This is a genomic window from Amycolatopsis antarctica (assembly GCF_002262875.1).
Classification (GTDB): Bacteria; Actinomycetota; Actinomycetes; order Mycobacteriales; family Pseudonocardiaceae; genus Amycolatopsis; species Amycolatopsis antarctica.
This window is the reverse complement of the sequence record NZ_NKYE01000006.1, coordinates 224,550-244,793: the sequence shown is the minus strand read 5'-3', so window position 1 is coordinate 244,793 and position 20,244 is coordinate 224,550. Positions and strand designations below refer to the sequence as shown.

Sequence of the window (20,244 nt, the reverse complement as noted above, 5' to 3'; positions counted from 1 at the left end):
GCAACGACGACGGTGCTGCGACGGCCGGTGAGCTGACCGGCCTGCAGGCGAATGGTGAGCCGGTGCCGGCAGTCCGGCACCGGCTCACCGTCGTTTCGGGCCCGTCCGGTGTCGGCAAGTCCAGTGTCGTCGGGGAGCTGCGCACGCTGCGCCCCGATGTCTACTTCAGCGTCTCGGTGACCACCCGGGCCCCGCGCCCCGGCGAGGTGGACGGGACGCACTACCACTTCGTCGACCGGCAGGCGTTCGACGAGATGGTCGCCCACGGTGACCTGCTGGAGCACGCCGAGTTCGCGGGCAACTGCTACGGCACTCCGCGCGGCCCGGTCGAGCAGGCCCTCGCCGCCGGACGGCCCGCGGTCCTGGAGATCGAACTCCAGGGCGCACGCCAGGTGCGCACCGCCATGCCGGAGGCCAGGCTGGTGATGCTGATGCCGCCGTCCTGGGACGAACTGGTCGGCAGGCTGACCGGACGCGGCACCGAACAGGAGGCGGCCGTCCGGGCCCGGCTGGCCGAAGCGGAGCGTGAACTGGCCGCGGCCGGGGAGTTCGACGCGCGCGTGGTGAACGCCGATGTGCGGACCGCCGCGGCCGAGTTGCTAACCTTGGTGGTCGGAGGGGGCTGAGCAGGCCCGCCGACCCCCGATTTTTCCGAAGACTCGATCTCCCGGGAACGAGTACCGACGCGACGATTCTGGAGCAGTGCGAGTGACCATCACGCTGAGTTCCCACGGTGAAGCCCTCGAAGGCATCACCAACCCGCCGATCGACGACCTGCTCGAGAAGGTCAGCTCCAAGTACGCGCTGGTCGTCTACTCGGCCAAGCGTGCCCGCCAGATCAACGACTACTACGCGCAGCTCGGCGAGGGCCTGCTGGAGTACGTCGGCCCGCTCGTCGAGCCGGGCCCGCGCGAGAAGCCGCTGTCGATCGCGCTGCGCGAGATCCACGGCGGGCTGCTCGAGCACACCGAGGGCGAGTGACCCACCCCGGCTCCATCCGCGGAGCCGGGGCAGGTTCCCGCCCGGCGTGGTCCGGGCGCGGAGGTGCCGCATGAGCGGCGCCGTTCCATCCGGCCGTCCGAGGGTCGTCCTCGGGGTAGGCGGCGGGATTGCCGCCTACAAGGCCTGCGAGGTGCTGCGCGGGCTGACCGAGTCCGGCCACGAGGTCCGGGTCGTACCGACCGCCTCGGCACTGAGCTTCGTCGGCGCCGCGACCTTCGAGGCGCTGTCCGGGCAGCCCGTGCACACGGGCGTGTTCACCGCGGTTCCCGAGGTCCAGCACGTGCGGGTGGGCAAGGAGGCCGACCTCGTCGTGGTCGCTCCGGCCACCGCCGACCTGCTGGCCAGGGCCGCGCACGGTCTCGCCGACGATCTGCTCACCAACACCCTGCTCACCGCCCGGTGTCCGATCGCCTTCTTCCCCGCGATGCACACCGAGATGTGGGAGCACCCGGCCACCCGGGACAACGTCGCGCTGCTGCGCTCGCGCGGGATCTTCGTGGCCGAACCCGCCTCGGGCAGGCTGACCGGCGCCGACACCGGCAAGGGCAGACTGGCCGACCCGCGGGAGATCGTCGACCTGGCCAGGGTGCTGCTCGCCACCGGTACGGTGCCGCCGCGCGACCTGGAGGGTGTCCGGGTGGTCGTCTCGGCGGGCGGAACCCGGGAACCGCTGGACCCCGTCCGCTACCTGGGCAACCGTTCCTCGGGCAAGCAGGGCTACGCGCTGGCGCGGATCGCCGCCCAGCGGGGTGCCGAGGTCACCATGGTCGCCGCGCACACGGTCGCGCTGCCCCCGCCCGCGGGAGTGCACGAGGTGCACGTGTCCACCGCCCGCCAGCTCGGCGAGGCGGTGCGCTCCGCCGCTGCCGGGGCGGACGTGGTCGTGATGGCCGCCGCCGTGGCCGACTTCCGCCCGGCCACCACCGCCGAGGCGAAGATCAAGAAGTCCGACGACACCCCGGACCCCACCATCACGCTGGACCGTAACCCCGACATCCTCGCCGGGCTCGTGCGCGACCGGCGGCCCGGGCAGGTGGTCGTCGGTTTCGCCGCCGAGACCGGCGATGCCTCGGGCAGCGTGCTCGATCACGCCCGAGCCAAGCTGCGCCGCAAGGGCTGCGATCTGCTCGTGGTGAACGCCGTCGGCGAGGGCAGGGCCTTCGAGACCGAGGACAACGCGGGCTGGTTGCTCCGTGCGGACGGAGCCGAACGGCCTATCCCGTTGGGCTCGAAGTCGCAGCTCGCGATCGCTGTGTGGGACGCGGTCGCCGAATTGCGCGCGCGCTGACCGCTACCCCTCGCTACTCAGTAAGGTGATCCGCACCAACGCGCCGACTCCGCCATGACGTCCGCCATGACGTCCGCCATGACGGAGGCCGGCTCCCAGTGACACACCGTCGCCGAAGCAAGGGATGTGACGAGACCAGTGACCGCGTCGAACCGCAGGCTGTTCACCTCTGAGTCGGTGACGGAGGGGCATCCGGACAAGATCTGCGATGCGATCAGCGACTCCATTCTGGACGCCCTGCTGAGCAAGGACCCGCGCAGCCGGGTCGCGGTGGAGACCATGATCACCACGGGCCAGGTGCACGTGGCGGGCGAGGTGACCACCGAGGCCTACGCCGACATCCCGACGATCGTCCGGGAGGTCATCCTCGACATCGGGTACGACTCCTCGGCGAAGAGCTTCGACGGCAACTCGTGCGGCGTGAACGTGGCGATCGGTTCCCAGTCCCCGGACATCGCGCAGGGCGTGGACACCGCCTACGAGTCGCGGCTGGAGAACGCCCTCGACGACATCGACAAGCAGGGTGCGGGCGACCAGGGCCTGATGTTCGGGTACGCCTGCTCGGACACCCCCGAGCTGATGCCGCTGCCGATCGCGCTGGCGCACCGGCTCTCCCAGCGCCTCACCCGCGTCCGCAAGGAGGGCGTGCTGCCGTACCTGCGCCCGGACGGCAAGACACAGGTCACCATCGAGTACGCGGGCGAGCAGGCCGTCCGGCTGGACACCGTGGTCGTCTCCAGCCAGCACGCCGACGGTATCGACCTGGAGAAGATGCTGGGCGTCGACGTGCGTGACCACGTCGTGGCTCCCGAGCTGGAGGACCTGGGGCTCGAGGGCGCGGGCGACGTGCGGCTCCTGGTGAACCCGACCGGCCGGTTCGTCATCGGCGGGCCGATGGGCGACGCCGGGCTCACCGGCCGGAAGATCATCGTCGACACCTACGGCGGCATGGCCAGGCACGGCGGTGGCGCCTTCTCCGGCAAGGACCCGTCGAAGGTGGACCGCTCGGCGGCGTACGCGATGCGCTGGGTCGCGAAGAACGTGGTCGCCGCCGGGCTCGCCTCCCGGGTCGAGGTGCAGGTCGCCTACGCGATCGGCAAGGCCTCGCCGGTCGGCCTGTTCGTGGAGACCTTCGGCACCGAGACGGTGGATCCGACGAAGATCCAGTCGGCCATCAACGAGGTGTTCGACCTGCGTCCCGCCGCGATCATCCGCGACCTCGACCTGCTCCGCCCGATCTACGCGCCCACCTCCGCCTACGGTCACTTCGGCCGTCCGGACCTGGACCTGCCGTGGGAGCGGACCGAACGTGCCGCGGACCTGAAGTCGGCCGCCGGGGCCTGAGGCGGCACCCGGGCAGTGCACGCGTCATCGGACCCCGGCGGGCCATCGTGTCCGCCGGGGTCCGGCCGCGTCCGGGCGAGCTGGACCGCACCGGTCACCGGAACCGGCCGCCGTCCGCGCGTCTGGTAGAGATCACGGCGTGCAGCAGCCCGAACCGACCCCGCTGTGGGAGCTTCCCGAACCGGAACCGGTGAAGCCCGTTTCCCCCGCCCGAGCGGGCCGGGGGAAGGACGCGGGCAAGGGCACGTCCACCGGCAGAGGAAGGGCCACCGGAAAGGGCGGCGCGGGCAAGGGCAGGGCGGCCGCCGCGAAGGGCAAGCCGGAGCCCGCCGAGCACGACCCGGTCGCGCGGGTCGTCGTCGACGTCCCCCTTGCCCACCTGGACCGGACCTTCGACTACCGGGTCCCGGCCACGATGGCCGAGCGCGCCGTGCCGGGTGCGCGTGTCCGGGTGCGCTTCGCCGGCCAGCTCGTCGACGGCTTCGTGGCCGAGCGCGCCGCGACCACCGAGCACAAGGGCACGCTGGCGTTCCTGGACCGGGTCACCTCGCCCGAGCCGGTCATGGGGCCCGCGCTGGCCACGCTCTGCCGGACCGTCGCCGACCGTTACGGCGGGACGCTGATCGACGTGCTCCGGCTGGCCATCCCGCCCCGGCACGCGAAGGCTGAGGCGGAGGAACCCCGTCGGCCGGCGCCGGTACCCGAGCGCCCGGACGCCGCGGGCTGGACGCGCTATCCGCGCGGCGAGTCGTTCCTCGGTGCGGTCGCGGCCGGACGGCAGGCCAACGCCGTGTGGCAGGCACTGCCGGGGGAGGACTGGCCGGTGCGGCTCGCGGAACTCGCCGCCACCGTTGCCTCGACGGGACGGGGGGCCGTGCTGGTCGTCCCGGACCACCGTGATCTCGACCGGCTGCACGCGGCCTGCGCGACGGTCGTGGGTGCGGACGGGGTGGTGTCGCTGACCGCCGGCCTCGGCCCCGCGGAGCGGTACCGGCGCTGGCTGGCCGTGTCCCGGGGCGCGGTCCGGGTCGTGGTGGGCACCAGGGCGGCCATGTTCGCCCCGGTGGCCGACCCGGGCCTGTTCGTGGTCTGGGACGACGGCGACGATCTGCACCTCGATCCGCACGCCCCCTATCCACACGTCCGGGACGTGCTCATCCAGCGGGCGCACGCGGCGCAGGTGCCGATGGTCGTCGCCGGGTTCGCCCGTACCGCGGAGGCGCAGTTGCTGCTGGAGTCGGGCTGGGCGCATCCGGTCCTCGCCGGCCGGACGGAGTTGCGGGCCCGCGCGCCGAGGGTGACACCGGTCGGCGAGGACTTCGACGTCGCCCGGGACGAGGCCGCCCGCGCGGCCCGGTTGCCCGCCGTCGCCTTCGAGGCGGCCAGGGCAGGTTTGGCGGCGGGCGCGCCGGTTCTGGTGCAGGTGCCGCGCCGCGGTTACGTGCCGGGGCTGGCTTGCGGACACTGCCGGACGCCTGCGCGCTGCCGCCGCTGCGCGGGCCCTCTGCTGTTGCCGGGCGGCGCCGAGGGCGGTGTCCCACGACCTCCCTCCTGTCGCTGGTGCGGTGTCGCGGACGCCAACTTTCGTTGCCAGGCTTGCGGTTCCGCTCGATTGCGGGCGCTGGTCGTCGGCGCCAAGCGGACCGCGGAGGAACTGGGCAGGGCGTTCGCCGGGGTGCCGGTGCGCACCTCGGGGGCGAACGAGGTGCTGGACGCGGTGCCCGACACGCCCGCGCTGGTGGTGACGACTCCCGGGGCGGAGCCGGTCGCGCGGGGCGGCTACGGCGCGGCCCTGCTGCTCGACGGCTGGGCGTTGCTGGGCCGTCAGGATCTGCGGGCGGCCGAGGAGACCCTGCGCCGCTGGATGGCCGCGGCCGCGCTGGTACGCCCGGGGTCGGACGGTGGCCGGGTGATCGTCGGTGCGGACGCCTCGCTGAGCGCCGTGCAGGCCCTCGTCCGCTGGGATCCCGGCTGGCACGCCGAACTGGAACTGGCCGAACGGACCGAGTTGGGTTTCCCGCCGGCCGTGCGGATGGCCAGCGTCGAGGGCACTCCCGAGGCGGTCACGGGGGTGCTCGACGACCTCCGCCTGCCGGGGTCGGGAGAGGTGCTGGGCCCCGTTCCGCTGGGTGAGATCGACGACGAGGGCCGTGCCGAACGTGAACGGGCGCTGGTCCGTGTCGCACGCGGGGACGGGCAGGCGCTGGCCGTGGCGATGCGGGCCGCGGCCGTCCGCCGGGACGCGCGCAAGGCCACCGAGCCGATCCGGATGCAGCTCGATCCGCTCGCACTCATCTGATCCGCAGGGCACCGATTCACCCCGGAGGTCCGTTCCGCGCTTGTTGACCGGGGTGCGGCCGTGCAGACTGCGTCGATGCCAGCACCGCAGATCAGACACGCTCTGTCCCGCACCGGTGTCCTCGCCGTGACGGCCACGCTTCTCGCCGGCGGCGCGACGGCCTCGGCGGGCACTCCGGAGCACCCGGCGCCGTCCGCGGACAAGGTCCCCGAGGCGATCGGCCACGGGGGAGCGGTGTCCAGCGTCGACGCCGACGCGAGCGCGGCGGGCATCGAGGTCCTGCGCCGAGGCGGCAACGCGGTGGACGCCGCCGTCGCCACGGCGGCGGCTCTCGGCGTCACCGATCCGTTCTCCGCCGGGATCGGCGGTGGCGGGTTCCTGGTGCACTACGAGGCGGCGACGGGACAGGTGCACACCCTGGACGGCCGGGAGACGGCCCCGGCGGCCGCGGGTGAGGACCTGTTCGTCAAGAACGGCGAGCCACTGCCCTTCGACGAGGCTGTCACCAGCGGACTGTCGGTCGGTGTTCCCGGCACGCCGCGCACCTGGGAGGACGCGGCCGCCCGCTGGGGCACCCAGCCGTTGCGTTCCCTGCTGCGGCCCGCGGAGAAGCTGGCCCGCTCGGGCTTCGTCGTGGACGAGACCTTCCACGAGCAGATCGCGGGCAACGCCGAGCGGTTCGGCACCTTCCCCGCCACCCGGGACCTGTACCTGCCCGGCGGGGCGCCGCCGGAGGTGGGCAGCACCTTCCGCAACCCGGACCTGGCCGAGACCTACGCCGCGGTCGCGAAGTCGGGTACGGAGGCGTTTTACGGCGGAGCGATCGGCACCGACATCGTCGGCACCGTGCAGGCGCCGCCGGTGGATCCGGAGGCCGGGGCGAACGTCCGCCCGGGCGGCATGACGGCCGGGGACCTCGCCGCGTACCGCGCCGTCGAGCGGGAACCGACCCACTCCGGGTACCGAGGGCTGGACATCTACGGCATGCCCGCACCGTCCTCCGGCGGCCTGACGGTGTCGCAGGCGTTGAACATGCTGGAGGGCACCGACGTCGCCGCTCTCGGCGAGGTGGACTATCTGCACCGCTTCCTGGAGGCGAGCCGGATCGGCTTCGCCGACCGGAACCGCTGGATCGGCGACCCGGCGTTCACCGACGTGCCCGCGCGGGAGCTGCTGAGCCAGTCCTACGCCGACAGCAGGGCCTGCCTGATCGATCCGGCGAGCACCTTGCCGAGCCCGGTGGCACCGGGCGACCCGCGCGATCCGGCTCCGTGTGGCACCGCGGGGCCCGCCGCGCCGACGCCGTACGAGGGTGAGACGACGACGCATCTCACCACCGCGGACCGGTGGGGCAACGTCGTCTCGTACACGCTGACCATCGAGCAGGAGGGCGGCAGCGGCATGGTGGTGCCGGGCCGGGGCTTCCTGCTCAACAACGAGCTGACGGACTTCTCGTTCACCCCGGTGACCCCCGGCGTGCCGGATCCGAACCTGCCCGGCCCCGGCAAGCGGCCGCGCTCGTCCATGGCGCCGACGATCGTCCTGCAGGACGGGAAGCCGCTGCTGGCCACGGGATCGCCGGGCGGCGCCTCGATCATCACCACGGTCCTGCAGGTGCTGCTGGGCAGGGTGGATCGCGACCTGAGTCTGGTCGAGGCGATCGAACGGCCGCGCGCCTCGCAGCGCAACGCCGCGACCGCGCAGGTGGAACAGGAGTTCCTCGACCTGCCGGAGGCGCAGCGGTTGCGGGAACTGGGCCAGGGCCTCGCCGAGGATGCCGCGCCGATCGGCTCGGCGACCGGGGTGGAGCGGCTGCCGGACGGACGCTGGCTGGCGGCGGCCGAGCCGGACCGTCGCGGTGGCGGCTCGGCGCGGGTCGTCCGGCCCTCGCCGGAGCCCGGGCACGGGCACGGGCATTGACAGGGACACGAACCGGGGGCCTGGTGGCGGACAGGGACACAGGCACGGCGCAGCCGCGGGGACCGTGGCGCGCGGGACGGTGACGGCCCGGCTCTAGACTGAGCGGCGATGATCGCCCAGTCACCCCGGCAGCAGGACGAGGTCCGTTGATGCGTCTCGTGTTCGCCGGAACCCCGGAACCCGCCGTCCCGTCCCTGCGGGCCCTGCTCGACTCGCCGCGGCACGAGGTGGTCGCCGTCGTGACCCGCCCGGACGCCCAGTCGGGACGGGGACGCAGGCTCGTCCGCTCGCCGGTCGGCGCGCTGGCCGACGAGCACGGCATCGAGGTGCTCACGCCCGCGCGTGCGAAGGACCCGGACTTCCTGGCCCGGCTCTCCGAGATCGCGCCGGACGCCTGCCCGGTGGTCGCCTACGGGGCGCTGCTGCCGCGGGCCGCGCTGGACATTCCCCGGCACGGCTGGGTCAACCTGCACTTCTCGCTGCTGCCCGCATGGCGCGGGGCGGCTCCGGTGCAGGCGGCCGTCCGGGCGGGTGAGGAGTACACCGGGGCCTCCACCTTCCGCATCGTCGAGGAGCTGGACGCCGGGCCGGTGTTCGGCGTGGTGACCGAGCGGATCGGCGCGCGGGACACGGCGGGCGAACTGCTGGGCAGGCTGGCCGTCTCCGGCGCCGGGCTCCTCTCGTCCACAATGGACGGTATCGAGGACGGTTCCCTGCGCGCTGTCGAGCAGTCGGCGGACGGTCTCGCTTACGCGCCCAAGATCGCCGTCGCCGACGCGCGGCTGGATTTCGGCGCACCTGCCGCGGCGGTGGACCGGCTGGCTCGCGCGGTGACCCCGGAGCCCGGTGCCTGGGCGGAGTTCCGCGGCGAGCGGTTGAAGCTGGGGCCGGTCGTCCCGGTGTCCGGGGACGGCACGCCCTCGCCCGCGCCCGGCGAGATCGTGCTGGAGCGCAAGCGGGTACTGGTGGGCACGGCGACGGTGCCGGTGCGGCTCGACGAGGTACAGGCGCAGGGCAGGAAACGGATGGCGGCCACCGACTGGGCGCGCGGCACACGGATCGAACAGGGAGAACGGCTGACATGAGCGCGGACCGCGAACGCAGGCCTTCGAGGCCGGGCAGGGGCCGTCCGGCGCCGCGCAAGGACGGACCCCGCCGTCCGCCGCCGGAGGACCCGGCCCGCCGGACGGCGCTGGACGTGCTGCACGCCGTCCGTGAGCGGGACGCCTACGCCAACCTGGTGCTGCCCGAGATGTTGCGTGAGCGCCGTATCACCGGCCGCGACGCCGCACTGGCCACCGAACTCACCTATGGGTCGTGTCGCGCGCAGGGCCTGCTGGACGAGATCATCACCGCCTGCCTCGACCGGCCATTGTCCAAAGTGGACCCTGTTGTGCTGGACGGTCTCCGCCTCGGTGCGTACCAGTTGCTGCGCACCAGGATCCCGCAGCACGCCGCGGTGACGTCCACAGTGGACCTGGTGCGGGAGGACGCGGGCTCGCACGTCGCCGGGTTCGTCAACGCCGTACTGCGGACGGTGTCGGAGAAGGACGAGGCGGCCTGGGTGGACCAGCTCGCCCCGGATCCGGACAAGGACCCGATCGGCAACCTCGCGATCCGCACCTCGCACCCTCGCTGGGTGGCGCGCTCGTTCGCGGAAGCGCTGGGGGACAAGGGAACCGAGCTGGCCGCGGCGCTGGCCGCCGATGACGCGCGTCCCGAGGTGCACCTGGTCGCCAAGCCGGGCGAGATCAGCGCCGACGAACTGGCCGCTATCACCGGTGGTGACCCGGCCCCCTACTCGCCGTACGGCGTGCACCTGCCGGCGGGCTCCGGCGACCCGGGCGATTCGGAACCGATCCGCGAGCGGCTGGCCGCGGTGCAGGACGAGGGCAGCCAGCTCTGCGCGATCGCGGCCGTGGCCGCCCCGGTCGAGGGCACCGACGAACGCTGGCTCGATCTCTGCGCCGGCCCCGGTGGCAAGGCGGCGCTCCTCGGCGCGCTGGCCGCGACCTCGGGTGCCCGGGTGGACGCCGTGGAGAAGGCCCCGCACCGGGCGCGCCTGGTCGAGAAGGCCACCGCCGGGTTGCCGGTCACCGTGCACGTCGTGGACGGCCGGGAGAGCGAACTGCCCGGCGGATACGACCGGGTTCTCGTCGACGCGCCGTGCAGTGGTCTCGGCTCACTGCGGCGCAGGCCGGAGGCACGCTGGCGCCGCCAGCCTTCCGACGTCGCCGACCTGACCAAGCTGCAGGGGCAGTTGCTGACGGCCGCGTTCGAGCTGGTGCGGCCGGGCGGAGTCGTCACCTACGTCGTCTGCTCGCCGCATCTGGCCGAGACCGAGGGGGTCGTCGGCGAGGCGGTCCGCCGGGCGAAGGCGGAGGTGCTGGACGCGAGGGAGTTGTTCCCCGGCGTCCCGGACCTCGGTGACGGCCGGTTCGTCCAGCTCTGGCCGCACCGGCACGGCACGGACGCGATGTTCTGCGCAGTGCTGCGCAAGCCCGAGTGAGCACCGGCCGCGGCCGGGTCCTCGGTCTCGTCGTCAGTTCCTGCGGGGGCGTCGAGACCCGGTTGTGTGCCGAGCTCGCCGCACCCGCGGCGCGCCGCGGCTGGCGGCTGGCCGTGACGCTCACTCCGACCGCGGCCCGCTGGCTCGCCACCAACGGCGAGCTGGACAGGTTGCGGGCGCTGACCGACCTCGAAGTGCGCAGCACCTCCCGGCTCCCCGGCGAGCCGCGGCCGCACCCGGCCCCCGAGGTGTTCCTGTTCGCGCCCGCCTCGGCCGGTTCGATCGCGAAGTTCGCACTGGGGCTCGCGGACAACCAGGCGCTCACCGTGCTCGGGGACGCGCTGGGGGAGCCCGGGGTACGCATCGTCGCCGGGTACCAGGTGCGGGACAGCCGGTCCGCCCACCCGGCGTGGCAGGGGCACCTGGACGCGCTGACCTCGGCGGGCGTGCTGCTCCGGCGGCTGCGTCTCGACCAACCCTGGACCGGCGTCCTCGACCTGCTCGCCGAGGACTGGCTCACCGACGACTGACCCCGTTCGCGTCATGCCACCGAGCAACCGGCCGGACCGCCGATGGTCGAGCCCCTCGTTCGGGGCACCCGGACCCCTGATCATCGCGCGAGCGGCCCGGCACCCGGGAACCTCGTCGGCGAGATTCCCTTCGCCAGGTCGGGGCGTTCGCTCGGATGGGTGGCCGCGGAAACCCCGCGACAGGCCGGGTGCGGCCGTTAGCGTGTGTGGATGAGCGACGTGCTGGTGGTGGGGGCCGGGGTGATCGGCCTGACGGCGGCCGTGTGCCTTGCGGAGGCGGGACACGACGTCCGGGTGCGCGCGGAGCTTCTGCCGGAGGAGACGACCTCCGCCGTGGCGAGCGGCCTGTGGACTCCGGGCGCGGACGTCCGCGAACTGGCGTGGAGCCGCGTGACCTACGACGAATTGATGCGGCTCGACGGCGTGGCGGGGACGGGTGTGCACGTCGAGGCGGGCCTGGAGGTCTCCGACCTGACCGACGGGCCGCTGGAGTGGGCGGCCGATCTGCCCGAGTACCGCCTGCTGACGGCCGCCGAGTTGCCGCCGGGCATGCGGACGGGCCTGTGGACGCGGGCGCCGATGATCGACCTGCCTCCTTACCTGCGGTATCTGACCCGGCGACTGGCCACGGCCGGGACGGAGATCGAACGTGCGGTGGTGCGCGATCTCCGCGCCGCGGTCGCCGAGGCCGAGGTGGTGGTGCACTGCGCGGGCCTCGCCGCGGGCGGACTGGCGGGCGACCCGGACGTGGTGCCCGTGCGCGGACAGCACGTGGTGGTGCGCAACCCGGGTATCGGGCACTTCTACATCGAGGCGGTGGCGGACGCGGACTGGACCGGCTTCTTCCCGCACGGTGACCGCCTCGTCCTGGCTGGCACCTCACATCTGGGCGACCGGAACCCGGAGCCCGATCCGGTGGTGGCACGAGGAATCCTCGACCGCTGCGCCAGGGCGGAGCCGAGGCTGGCCGGGGCCGAGGTGCTGGCCCACCAGGTCGGGTTGCGCCCCGCGCGCCCGGCCGTGCGCCTGGACGTGGAGACGTACGCGAGTGGCCGGATCGTGCACTGTTACGGCCACGGCGGCAGCGGGGTGAGCCTGTCCTGGGGCTGTGCCCGCGAGGTGGTGCGGCTCGTCGGCTGAGTCACCCTCCGCGGGCGTACCCCGCTCGTGGGTCCGGGCGCACCTTCTACACTGCGCCCGTGCCGAACCGACCCCTCATCGCCCCGAGCATCCTGTCCGCCGACTTCGCCCGTCTCGGCGAGGAGATCGCCGCCGTCGCCGGTTCCGGGGACACCCGCGCGGACTGGGTGCACGTCGACGTGATGGATGCCCACTTCGTGCCGAATCTGACGCTGGGCCTGCCGGTGGTGCAGTCGCTGTTGAAGGTGTCCGAGGTGCCGATCGACTGCCATCTGATGATCGAGGACCCGGATCGCTGGGCGCCCGGTTACGCCGAGGCCGGTGCCTACAACGTCACCGTGCACGCCGAGGCCGCCGCCGATCCGGTGATGCTGGCGAAGAACCTGCGGGCCGCCGGGGCGAAGGCGGGCCTTTCGCTCAAGCCGGGCACGCCGTTCGAGGACTACGCCGAGGTGCTCAAGCACTACGACACGCTGCTGGTGATGTCGGTGGAACCGGGTTTCGGCGGCCAGTCGTTCATCGCCGACGTGCTGGCGAAGGTCCGCACGGCGCGGCGGCTGGTGGACACCGGGCACCTGAACGTGGTCGTGGAGATCGACGGCGGGATCAACGCGGACACCATCGAGCAGGCAGCCGAGGCCGGGGTGGACTGCTTCGTCGCGGGCTCGGCCGTCTACGGGGCCGCCGACCCGGGACGTGCCCTCGCCGCGCTGCGGGAACAGGCAGCGCGCGCGGGCGCCGGCCGCTAGGACATGGACGGGCAGGCGGCGGAGCGGGCGATGCGGGCCGCGATCGCGGCCGCATCCGGCGCGCACGGCCGCACCAGCCCGAACCCGCCGGTCGGTGCGGTGATCACCGCACCGGACGGCCGCGTCGCCGGCACCGGTGCCACCGCCCCGCCGGGCGGTTCGCACGCCGAAGTGCTCGCCCTGCGCGCGGCGGGGGAGCGGGCGCGCGGGGGGACCGCGTTCGTCACCCTCGAACCCTGTGCCCACCAGGGCCGTACACCGCCCTGCACGGCGGCGCTGGCCGACGCCGGTGTCGCGGCCGTGCACTACGCGGTCGCCGACCCGAACCCGCTCGCCGCGGGTGGCGCGGAGGTGTTGCGCGCCAACGGGATCGAGGTGCGCGGCGGCCTGCTGGCCGAGGAGGTCCGGAGCGGCGTACTGCGCGCCTGGTTGCACCGCACCCGTACCGGCCGCCCGCACGTCACCTGGAAGTACGCGTCCACTCTGGACGGCCGGGTGGCCGCGGCGGACGGGACGAGCCGGTGGATCTCCGGCGAACGGTCCCGCGCCGAGGTGCATGCTCTGCGCCGGACGGCCGACGCGATCGTCGCGGGCACCGGCACGGTTCGCGTCGACGACCCGTGGCTGACCGCCCGCGACCCGGACGGCGGTCTCGCCGGGCGGCAACCGCTGCGGGTGGTGGTGGGCACCGGTGATCTTCCTCCCGGCGCCCGGGTGTTGGATGACAGCGCGGAGACCATCCACCTGCGCACCCGGGATCCCGGCGAGGTCCTCGACGTGCTCGGCGGCCGTGGCGTGGTGGACGTGCTGCTGGAGGGCGGGCCCACGGTGGCGGGGGCGTTCGCCGCGGCGGGCCGGATCGACCGGATCCTCGCCTACCTCGCGCCGATGCTGCTCGGCGCGGGGCCGGTCGCGCTGGGCGCCGCGGGCGTGTCGACCATCACCGGGGCGCACCGCTGGACGGTCGAAGAGGTCACCATGAGTGGAGACGACGTGCGCATCGCGGCCGTGCCGGCCGCGACGGGTGCCTGAGACAGGAGGAGAACCAGTGTTCACGGGCATTGTCGAGGAGATCGGTGACGTCGTCGCGATCGACCAGGTCCCGGACGCGGCGCGGCTGACCGTGCGCGGTCCGCTGGTGACCACCGACGCCGCGCACGGTGACTCGATCGCGGTCAGCGGCGTCTGCCTCACCGTGGTCGACGTAGCGGGCGGCGAGTTCACCGTGGACGTCGTGCACGAGACGCTGAGCCGGTCGAGCCTGGCGAAGGTGCGCGAGGGTGACCGGGTCAACCTGGAGCGGGCCACCCCCGCGGGCGGCAGGCTGGGCGGGCACATCATGCAGGGTCACGTCGACGGCACGGGCACCTACCTGGCGCGCGACGAGCGAGGCATGACCCGGTTCGCGCTGCCGCCGGAGCTGGCGCGCTACGTCGTGGAGAAGGGGTCCATCGCGGTGGACGGCGTGTCGCTGACCGTCGCGGCGGTGACCGCCGAGCAGTTCGGCGTCGCGCTGATCCCGACCACACTGGAGCTGACCACGCTCGGCGCGCGGCAACCCGGTGATCCGGTCAATCTGGAGGTCGACGTGCTGGCCAAGTATGTGGAGAGACTGGCCTCTCCGCACTTGCACCGCGGCGCGGGGGAGAATGGACCCGGCGGGGCCGCCGGGCCGGCAGAGGAGGACACGTGAACGCACCGATGGACACGGCCGCGTCGCGTGGCGAGTGCGAGGAGGCGTCGTGAGCGAGCCGGCGAGCGAGTTGGGTACAGCGCGAACGGGTACGGCCGAAGCGGGTACGGCCGCGCCGCGTCCCGGGGGCGATCCGGCCGGGATCGAGCGGGCCATCGCCGACATCGCGGCGGGCAGGCCGGTCGTCGTGGTGGACGACGAGGACCGGGAGAACGAGGGTGACCTGATCTTCGCGGCGGAGAAGGCGACGCCGGAGCTGCTGGCCTTCATGGTCCGCTACACCTCGGGATACGTCTGCGTCTCGCTGACCGAACAGGACTGCGAGCGGCTGAACCTGCCGCCGATGTACCACACCAACCAGGATCAGCGCGGTACCGCGTACACGGTCACGGTCGACGCGGCGGAGGGCATCTCCACCGGCATCTCGGCCGCCGATCGCTGCCGCACGATCCGCCTGCTGGCCGAGCCGTCCTCCACGCCGCAGCACTTCCGCCGTCCCGGCCACGTGGTGCCGCTGCGCGCCAAGGCGGGCGGCGTGCTGCGCCGTCCCGGCCACACCGAGGCGGGTGTCGACCTCGCCCGGCTGGCCGGTCTCGCCCCGGTGGGCGTGCTCTGCGAGATCGTCTCGCAGAAGGACGAGGGCGACATGGCCCGCCGCGACGAGCTGGAGGTCTTCGCCGCCGACCACGATCTGCGGATCATCACCATCGCCGACCTGATCGCCTACCGGCGCCGCACCGAGAAGCAGGTGGAACGGGTCGCCGAGGCGCGCATCCCGCTGGCCGCGGGCACGTTCCGCGCGGTCGGCTACGACAGCCTGCTGGACGGGATCGAGCACGTGGCGTTCGTCTACGGCGACGTCGGCGACGGCGAGGACATTCTGGTGCGGGTGCACTCGGAATGCCTCACCGGCGACGTCTTCGGCTCGCTGCGCTGCGACTGCGGGCCGCAGCTCGACGCCGCGCTGGCCGCGGTCGCCGCGGAGGGCCGGGGTGTGGTGCTCTACGTGCGCGGGCACGAGGGCCGCGGGATCGGCCTGCTGCACAAGCTGCAGGCGTATCAGCTCCAGGACGCCGGTGCCGACACGGTGGACGCGAACCTGGCGCTCGGCGTCCCGGCCGACGCCCGCGACTACGGCACGGGCGCACAGATCCTCTGCGATCTCGGTGTCCGCTCGATGCGGCTGCTGACCAACAACCCGGCCAAGCGCGTGGGCCTTGAGGGGTACGGGCTGACCGTGACCGGCCGTCAGGCGCTGCCGATCTCGCCGAACCCGGAGAACCTGCGCTACCTGCGCACGAAGCGGGACCGGATGGGCCACGACCTGTCGCAGCTCGAACACTACGACGAGGTCGGTGCCGAGCTCGGCGACCTGAGGAACGGGGGCGCACGTGAGCGGTGAGGGACGGCCGGAGGCGGAGCCGGACCTGTCCGGCTGCGCGAATCTCAGCCTGGGCGTTGTGGTCACCCGCTGGCACGCAGGCATCACGGGCTCGCTGCTGGAGCGGGCGCTGCACGCCGCCCGCACGGCGGGCCTGGAGGACGAGCCGACGGTGGTACGCGTGGCGGGCGCGGTGGAGCTGCCGGTGGTGGCGCAGGAATTGGCGCGCAACCACGACGCGGTGGTGGCGCTGGGCGTGGTGATCCGCGGCGGTACCCCGCACTTCGAGTACGTCTGCGACGCGGTCACCTCCGGGCTGACCCGTGTCGCGCTGGACGAGAGCACACCGGTCGGCAACGGCGTGCTGACGTGTGAGACCGAACAGCAGGCGGTGGACCGTTCCGGCGCGCCGGGATCGGTGGAGGACAAGGGTTTCGAGGCGACGGTCGCGGCGCTGGACGCCGCCCGCGCGCTGCGCGGCCTGCGCCAGCCGTGGACCGAACGAGGATTTTCCTGAGGATGAGCGGTGTGGTGACCAACGGTGGCGAGACCAGTCCGGCGACGGCGGGCCCTGCGGGGTCCGGCACGAGCGCGGAGCAGGTGCGGATCCGGCCCTACCGGGCGCAGTGGATGTCGGGTGCGCTGGCGTTGTTGCTCGTCGGGGTGTTCACCACGGTGGCGGTGCTGCTGCGCGGGTCGGACACCGGCGTGATCTTCCAGGTGGCCGACCAGGTGGCGATGATCGGCATCGGCCTGCTACTCGGAGCGGGCACCATGTTGTTCGCGCTGCCCCGCGTGGCCGCCGACGCCGAGGGCCTGACCGTGCGCAATGTGCTGACGCGCAAGCGTTTCGCGTGGACGGAGGTGTTGTCGGTGAGTTTCCCGGACGGCGCTTCTTTCGCCCGGCTCGAACTGCCGTACGACGAGTACTTCTCGGTGCTCGCCGTGCAGTCGGTGGACCGGGAGCGTGCCGTCGTGGCCGTGCGCGAGCTGCGCAGGCTGCACCGCGCCGCCCACGAGGGCTGATCCCGGCGCGCCTGACCCGCAGCGCGTGATCCGGGTCGCGTTATCCGGCTCGCGTGCACCGGTTGCGTGACGCGGACCGGGTCAGGCGTCCGCGATGGCCGCGCGGTCCAGTGGCCTGCGGGCGGGGAATCCGAGGTCGCCGCGGTGGTACCAGGCGAGCTCTCGGTCGCCTTCCAGCCAGCACAGCCGGATGTCGACGCCGTCGAGTTCGGCCGGGAAGTCGATCAGCAGCGGCGCGAAGCCCATCAGCTCGGCGCCGGTCTCCTGGACCTCGCTCATCAGTTCGTCGAGGCGTGCCTGCATGCCTTTCAGTTCGGGCAGCCCGCCGAGCGAGCCCGGGTCCTCGTGCCGCTTCAGGGTCGCCGACAGTTCGGTCGCGTCGGCCCGGACGGCCACCAGTTCGTCCAGGATCGGCAGCAGCCGGGCGAGTTCGGCGTCGGCTTCGGGCAGCGTGAACAGTCCCATGACGCCAGCGTGCCACCGTGCGGTGCCGGCGCGCGGGTCAGGGGCGGCGGAATCGCCCGGTGTGCTCACGGGTCCACGTCCGCGCGAACGTGGCCAGGTTCTCCGGGGACCACTCGTGTTCGATGGCGATGTCGTCCCACAACGCCATTCGCGGGCCGGCGAGCGTGCCGTGGCTGACCGTCACGTGGCGGCTGTGCCTGCGCCAGTGGAAGACGAAGTGGTCGTACATGCAGGCGAGCGCGTCGGCTCTGCCGTCCCGCCCGGTGATGCGCACGGGGGCCTCGCTGCGGATCGGCGCGGTGTAGATCGTGTGCGTGCCGCCGTCGCGGCCGGTGACGGCGCGGGCGGTGACGTCCGGGGGCAGGAACTGGGGGCGCACGGTCTCCTCCTCCGGGTGCGCGTCGGTGCCGGGCCGGCCGGGTGGGAGACGTGACGGCGTCACCCGCTCGTCTCGTGTCGTCGCCTGGGAACGCCACCGTGTGCCGTGCGGGGATCACGTCGCACGGTGCCGACGACCACCACCCGGCCGGCTGCGCCTCACCTCACGGCTTCGGGCGCATCGCTACGCTAGAGCAGAGCTTAAGTTTAAGCACTGTCTCTATCGGGTGATTGTGGTTCGCGTTCCGCTTCTGGGAGGCTGCTGGCAACAGCGTCGCTTACGACTTCGAAAGGTGGTCCCGATGACCTCGCGGCACGACCCCACGGCATTGCGCTGGCTGATCGGCAACGAACTGCGCAGGCACCGCGAGCGATCGCGCACGAGCCTCGACGCCGCGGGCAAGCGGCTCAAGCGCACCGGGCCGAAGGTGCACACCATGGAGACCGGCAAGTACCGGCAGGACGCCACCGAGGTGGCGCGGCTGCTGGAGTTCTACGGCGTCGAGCCCTCCGACATCGATCGCGTCGTCTCGCTGGCCGGGCAGAGCGACCAGGAGACGTGGTGGGCGCCGTGGAGCGACCTCGTTCCGGACTGGCTGAAGACCTTCGTCGGCCTGGAAGGGCTGGCGGAGGCGGAGTTCACCTACGAGCCGGTCGCATTGCACGCGATGCTGCAGACCGAGGCGTACGCCGCCGCGCTGACCTCGGCCTCCCCGCGTGTGCGGCCGGACCATGCCGAGCGGGTCGCGGAGTTCCGGCTGGAACGCCAGCGCAGGCTGACCGACTCGGCCGCTCCGCTGCGCTTCAGTGCCGTGGTCGAGGAGTCCACGCTGCACCGGCCGGTTGGTGGCGACAAGACCATGCGGGCGCAACTCGACCATCTGCTGGAACTGTCCTCTTTGGACAATGTGGAGCTGCAGGTGATTTCGACCTCGGTCGGTGTTCATGTGGGTGCGACGGGGCAGTTCACGTTGCTGGACTTCGCCGAGTTCCAGGACATCGTCTACGTCGAGCTGCACGAAGGGGCGGTCTACGTGCAGCACGACCTGCAGGTCCGGTCTTATAGACTGGCCGCCGCGAGCCTTCGCGCTCTGGCCCTGGGGCCGGAGGAGTCCCGCTCCTTGATCACGTCACTGGTCGAGGAGTACTAGTCCTTGACCGGAGGTCGTCATGACCGGCACCAGCCAGGCCGCTCTCACCTGGCGCAAGTCCAGCCACTCCACCGACAACGGTAGCTGTGTGGAAGTGGCCACGCTGCCGCCCGGCTGGCGCAGGTCCAGCCACTCGCAGGACAACGGCGAGTGCGTGGAGGTGGCCGCGCTGGCGCCCGGCTGGCACAGGTCCAGCCACTCCACCGACAACGGCGACTGCGTGGAGATCGCGGCGGTCCCGGCGGGCCGGGCGGTCCGCGACTCCAAGGACCCCGGCGGCGGCGCGCTCACCCTGCCCGGCGCTGCCTTCGCCGCCTTGCTCCGCGAGATCACCGGCTGACCCCGACCCACCGTGTCGGCGTCGAAGACGCACGACACGGCGTGCTGGGGCGCACGACACGGCGTGCTGGGGCGCACGACACGGCGTGCTGGGGCGCACGACACGGCGTGCTGGGGCGCACGACACGGCGTGCTGGGGCGCACGACACGGCGTGCTGGGGCGCACGACACGGCGTGCTGGGGCGCACGACACGGCGTGCTGGGGCGCACGACACGGCGTGCTGGGGCGCACGACACGGCGTGCTGGGGCGCACGACACGGCGTGCTGGGGCGCACGACACGGCCTGCTGGGGCAGGATCGGGGGATGGGTGAACCGGCGGGGCGGGGAGCGATCTCCTGGGACGGCGACGACTACCAGCGGCGCTTCGACGCGCTCGCCGCGACGGGACAGGACGTCCACGGTGAGGCGGCGTTCGTGCGGGCCTACACGCCCGCGACCGTGCTCGACGCGGGTTGCGGCACCGGCAGGGTGGGCATCGAACTCGCCCGGCACGGCATCGAGGTGACCGGCGCCGACCTGGACGCCTCGATGCTCGACACGGCACGCCGCCGGGCACCCGCCGTCACCTGGATCGAGTCCGATCTCGCCGCGCTCGATCTGGGCCGGACCTTCGACGTCGTCCTGATGGCCGGCAATGTCCCGCTGTTCACCACGGCGGGCACCGAGGGCGCGCTCCTCGCGGGCGTGGCCCGGCACGTGCGCCCGGACGGCGTGCTGATCGCCGGCTTCAGCCTCGATCGCGGTTACACCGCCGCCGACTACGACGCCCACGCCGCCGAGGCCGGCCTCGTTCTCGCCGAGCGCTTCGCTACCTGGGACCGCGAACCCTTCGACGGCGGCCCCTACGCCGTCTCCGTGCACCGGCCCCGCTGACCCCGGCCCGCCGGAGTCCGGCCCTGCCGACCTGACTCCTGCCGACCTGACTCCTGCCGACCTGACTCCTGCCGACCTGACTCCTGCCGACCGCCGCTGCCCCGGCGTCACCGGCCCGCTTGCCCGGCCCGGCCCTGCCCGGCCCGCAGGCCACG

General features: G+C 73.1%; 21 protein-coding genes. 19 read left to right on the top strand and 2 right to left on the bottom strand.

The features are described from left to right. Positions 1-32 precede the first annotated feature (32 nt). From gmk to CFN78_RS12190, 16 genes are all read left to right on the top strand, one after another. Entirely contained in the window at positions 33-626 is a 594-nt protein-coding gene (gmk, locus tag CFN78_RS12265; RefSeq protein WP_094862990.1) for a guanylate kinase, read from the top strand. Positions 627-708: 82 nt separating this feature from the next. Then, entirely contained in the window at positions 709-981 is a 273-nt protein-coding gene (rpoZ, locus tag CFN78_RS12260) for a DNA-directed RNA polymerase subunit omega (RefSeq protein ID WP_094862859.1), read from the top strand. Positions 982-1,051: 70 nt separating this feature from the next. Next, a complete protein-coding gene (gene coaBC, locus CFN78_RS12255) occupies positions 1,052-2,290 on the top strand; it encodes a bifunctional phosphopantothenoylcysteine decarboxylase/phosphopantothenate--cysteine ligase CoaBC (protein ID WP_094862858.1) in 1,239 nt (412 codons plus the stop codon). Positions 2,291-2,428: 138 nt separating this feature from the next. Then, positions 2,429-3,634, top strand: coding sequence for a methionine adenosyltransferase (gene metK / locus CFN78_RS12250; RefSeq protein WP_165777533.1), 1,206 nt, complete (start codon positions 2,429-2,431; stop codon positions 3,632-3,634). Between the two features lie 139 nt (positions 3,635-3,773). Continuing rightward, positions 3,774-5,933: a primosomal protein N' gene (locus tag CFN78_RS12245; protein WP_094862857.1), complete on the top strand. Its 2,160-nt coding sequence runs from the start codon at positions 3,774-3,776 to the stop codon at positions 5,931-5,933. Positions 5,934-6,008: 75 nt separating this feature from the next. Further along, entirely contained in the window at positions 6,009-7,853 is a 1,845-nt protein-coding gene (ggt, locus tag CFN78_RS12240) for a gamma-glutamyltransferase (RefSeq protein WP_094862988.1), read from the top strand. Between the two features lie 149 nt (positions 7,854-8,002). Further along, positions 8,003-8,938 carry a methionyl-tRNA formyltransferase gene (gene fmt / locus CFN78_RS12235; RefSeq protein WP_094862856.1) on the top strand — a complete coding sequence of 312 codons (936 nt, stop codon included), beginning with the start codon at positions 8,003-8,005 and terminating at the stop codon, positions 8,936-8,938. Then, positions 8,935-10,362 carry an RsmB/NOP family class I SAM-dependent RNA methyltransferase gene (locus CFN78_RS12230; RefSeq protein WP_094862855.1) on the top strand — a complete coding sequence of 476 codons (1,428 nt, stop codon included), beginning with the start codon at positions 8,935-8,937 and terminating at the stop codon, positions 10,360-10,362. The genes fmt and CFN78_RS12230 overlap by 4 nt, the downstream gene beginning before the upstream one ends. Beyond that, positions 10,359-10,892, top strand: coding sequence for a flavoprotein (locus CFN78_RS12225; protein ID WP_094862854.1), 534 nt, complete (start codon positions 10,359-10,361; stop codon positions 10,890-10,892). The genes CFN78_RS12230 and CFN78_RS12225 overlap by 4 nt, the downstream gene beginning before the upstream one ends. A 210-nt stretch (positions 10,893-11,102) precedes the next feature. Further along, entirely contained in the window at positions 11,103-12,032 is a 930-nt protein-coding gene (locus CFN78_RS12220) for an FAD-dependent oxidoreductase (RefSeq protein ID WP_240519414.1), read from the top strand. 59 nt (positions 12,033-12,091) lie between these two features. After that, positions 12,092-12,781: a ribulose-phosphate 3-epimerase gene (gene rpe, locus CFN78_RS12215; RefSeq protein ID WP_094862853.1), complete on the top strand. Its 690-nt coding sequence runs from the start codon at positions 12,092-12,094 to the stop codon at positions 12,779-12,781. A 3-nt stretch (positions 12,782-12,784) separates the two neighbouring features. Next, positions 12,785-13,813, top strand: a complete 1,029-nt coding sequence (ribD, locus tag CFN78_RS12210) for a bifunctional diaminohydroxyphosphoribosylaminopyrimidine deaminase/5-amino-6-(5-phosphoribosylamino)uracil reductase RibD (RefSeq protein WP_094862852.1) — start codon at positions 12,785-12,787, stop codon at positions 13,811-13,813. 16 nt (positions 13,814-13,829) lie between these two features. Beyond that, positions 13,830-14,474, top strand: coding sequence for a riboflavin synthase (locus CFN78_RS12205; protein ID WP_094862851.1), 645 nt, complete (start codon positions 13,830-13,832; stop codon positions 14,472-14,474). 142 nt (positions 14,475-14,616) lie between these two features. Then, entirely contained in the window at positions 14,617-15,876 is a 1,260-nt protein-coding gene (locus CFN78_RS12200) for a bifunctional 3,4-dihydroxy-2-butanone-4-phosphate synthase/GTP cyclohydrolase II (RefSeq protein ID WP_094862986.1), read from the top strand. Further along, complete coding sequence (gene ribH / locus CFN78_RS12195; RefSeq protein ID WP_094862850.1) at positions 15,866-16,372, top strand: 6,7-dimethyl-8-ribityllumazine synthase; 507 nt, start codon at positions 15,866-15,868, stop codon at positions 16,370-16,372. Before CFN78_RS12200 ends, ribH begins: the two co-directional genes overlap by 11 nt. A gap of 113 nt (positions 16,373-16,485) precedes the next feature. Then, positions 16,486-16,881, top strand: coding sequence for a PH domain-containing protein (locus tag CFN78_RS12190; RefSeq protein WP_240519425.1), 396 nt, complete (start codon positions 16,486-16,488; stop codon positions 16,879-16,881). Positions 16,882-16,962: 81 nt separating this feature from the next. Here CFN78_RS12190 and CFN78_RS12185 read toward each other — a convergent pair whose 3' ends face one another. Together CFN78_RS12185 and CFN78_RS29765 are read right to left on the bottom strand one after the other, a co-directional pair. Continuing rightward, positions 16,963-17,346: a DUF2203 domain-containing protein gene (locus CFN78_RS12185; protein WP_094862848.1), complete on the bottom strand. Its 384-nt coding sequence runs from the start codon at positions 17,344-17,346 to the stop codon at positions 16,963-16,965. Positions 17,347-17,383: 37 nt separating this feature from the next. Further along, positions 17,384-17,788: a hypothetical protein gene (locus tag CFN78_RS29765; RefSeq protein WP_240519413.1), complete on the bottom strand. Its 405-nt coding sequence runs from the start codon at positions 17,786-17,788 to the stop codon at positions 17,384-17,386. A 238-nt stretch (positions 17,789-18,026) separates the two neighbouring features. Here CFN78_RS29765 and CFN78_RS12175 point away from each other — a divergent pair, with 238 nt between their 5' ends. From CFN78_RS12175 to CFN78_RS12165, 3 genes are all read left to right on the top strand, one after another. Further along, positions 18,027-18,875: a helix-turn-helix domain-containing protein gene (locus CFN78_RS12175; protein ID WP_094862847.1), complete on the top strand. Its 849-nt coding sequence runs from the start codon at positions 18,027-18,029 to the stop codon at positions 18,873-18,875. A gap of 19 nt (positions 18,876-18,894) precedes the next feature. Beyond that, positions 18,895-19,215 (top strand): DUF397 domain-containing protein, encoded by a 321-nt coding sequence (locus CFN78_RS12170; protein ID WP_094862846.1) that lies wholly within the window; start codon positions 18,895-18,897, stop codon positions 19,213-19,215. A gap of 304 nt (positions 19,216-19,519) precedes the next feature. Then, positions 19,520-20,089 carry a class I SAM-dependent DNA methyltransferase gene (locus CFN78_RS12165; protein WP_205660500.1) on the top strand — a complete coding sequence of 190 codons (570 nt, stop codon included), beginning with the start codon at positions 19,520-19,522 and terminating at the stop codon, positions 20,087-20,089. Positions 20,090-20,244 lie beyond the last annotated feature (155 nt).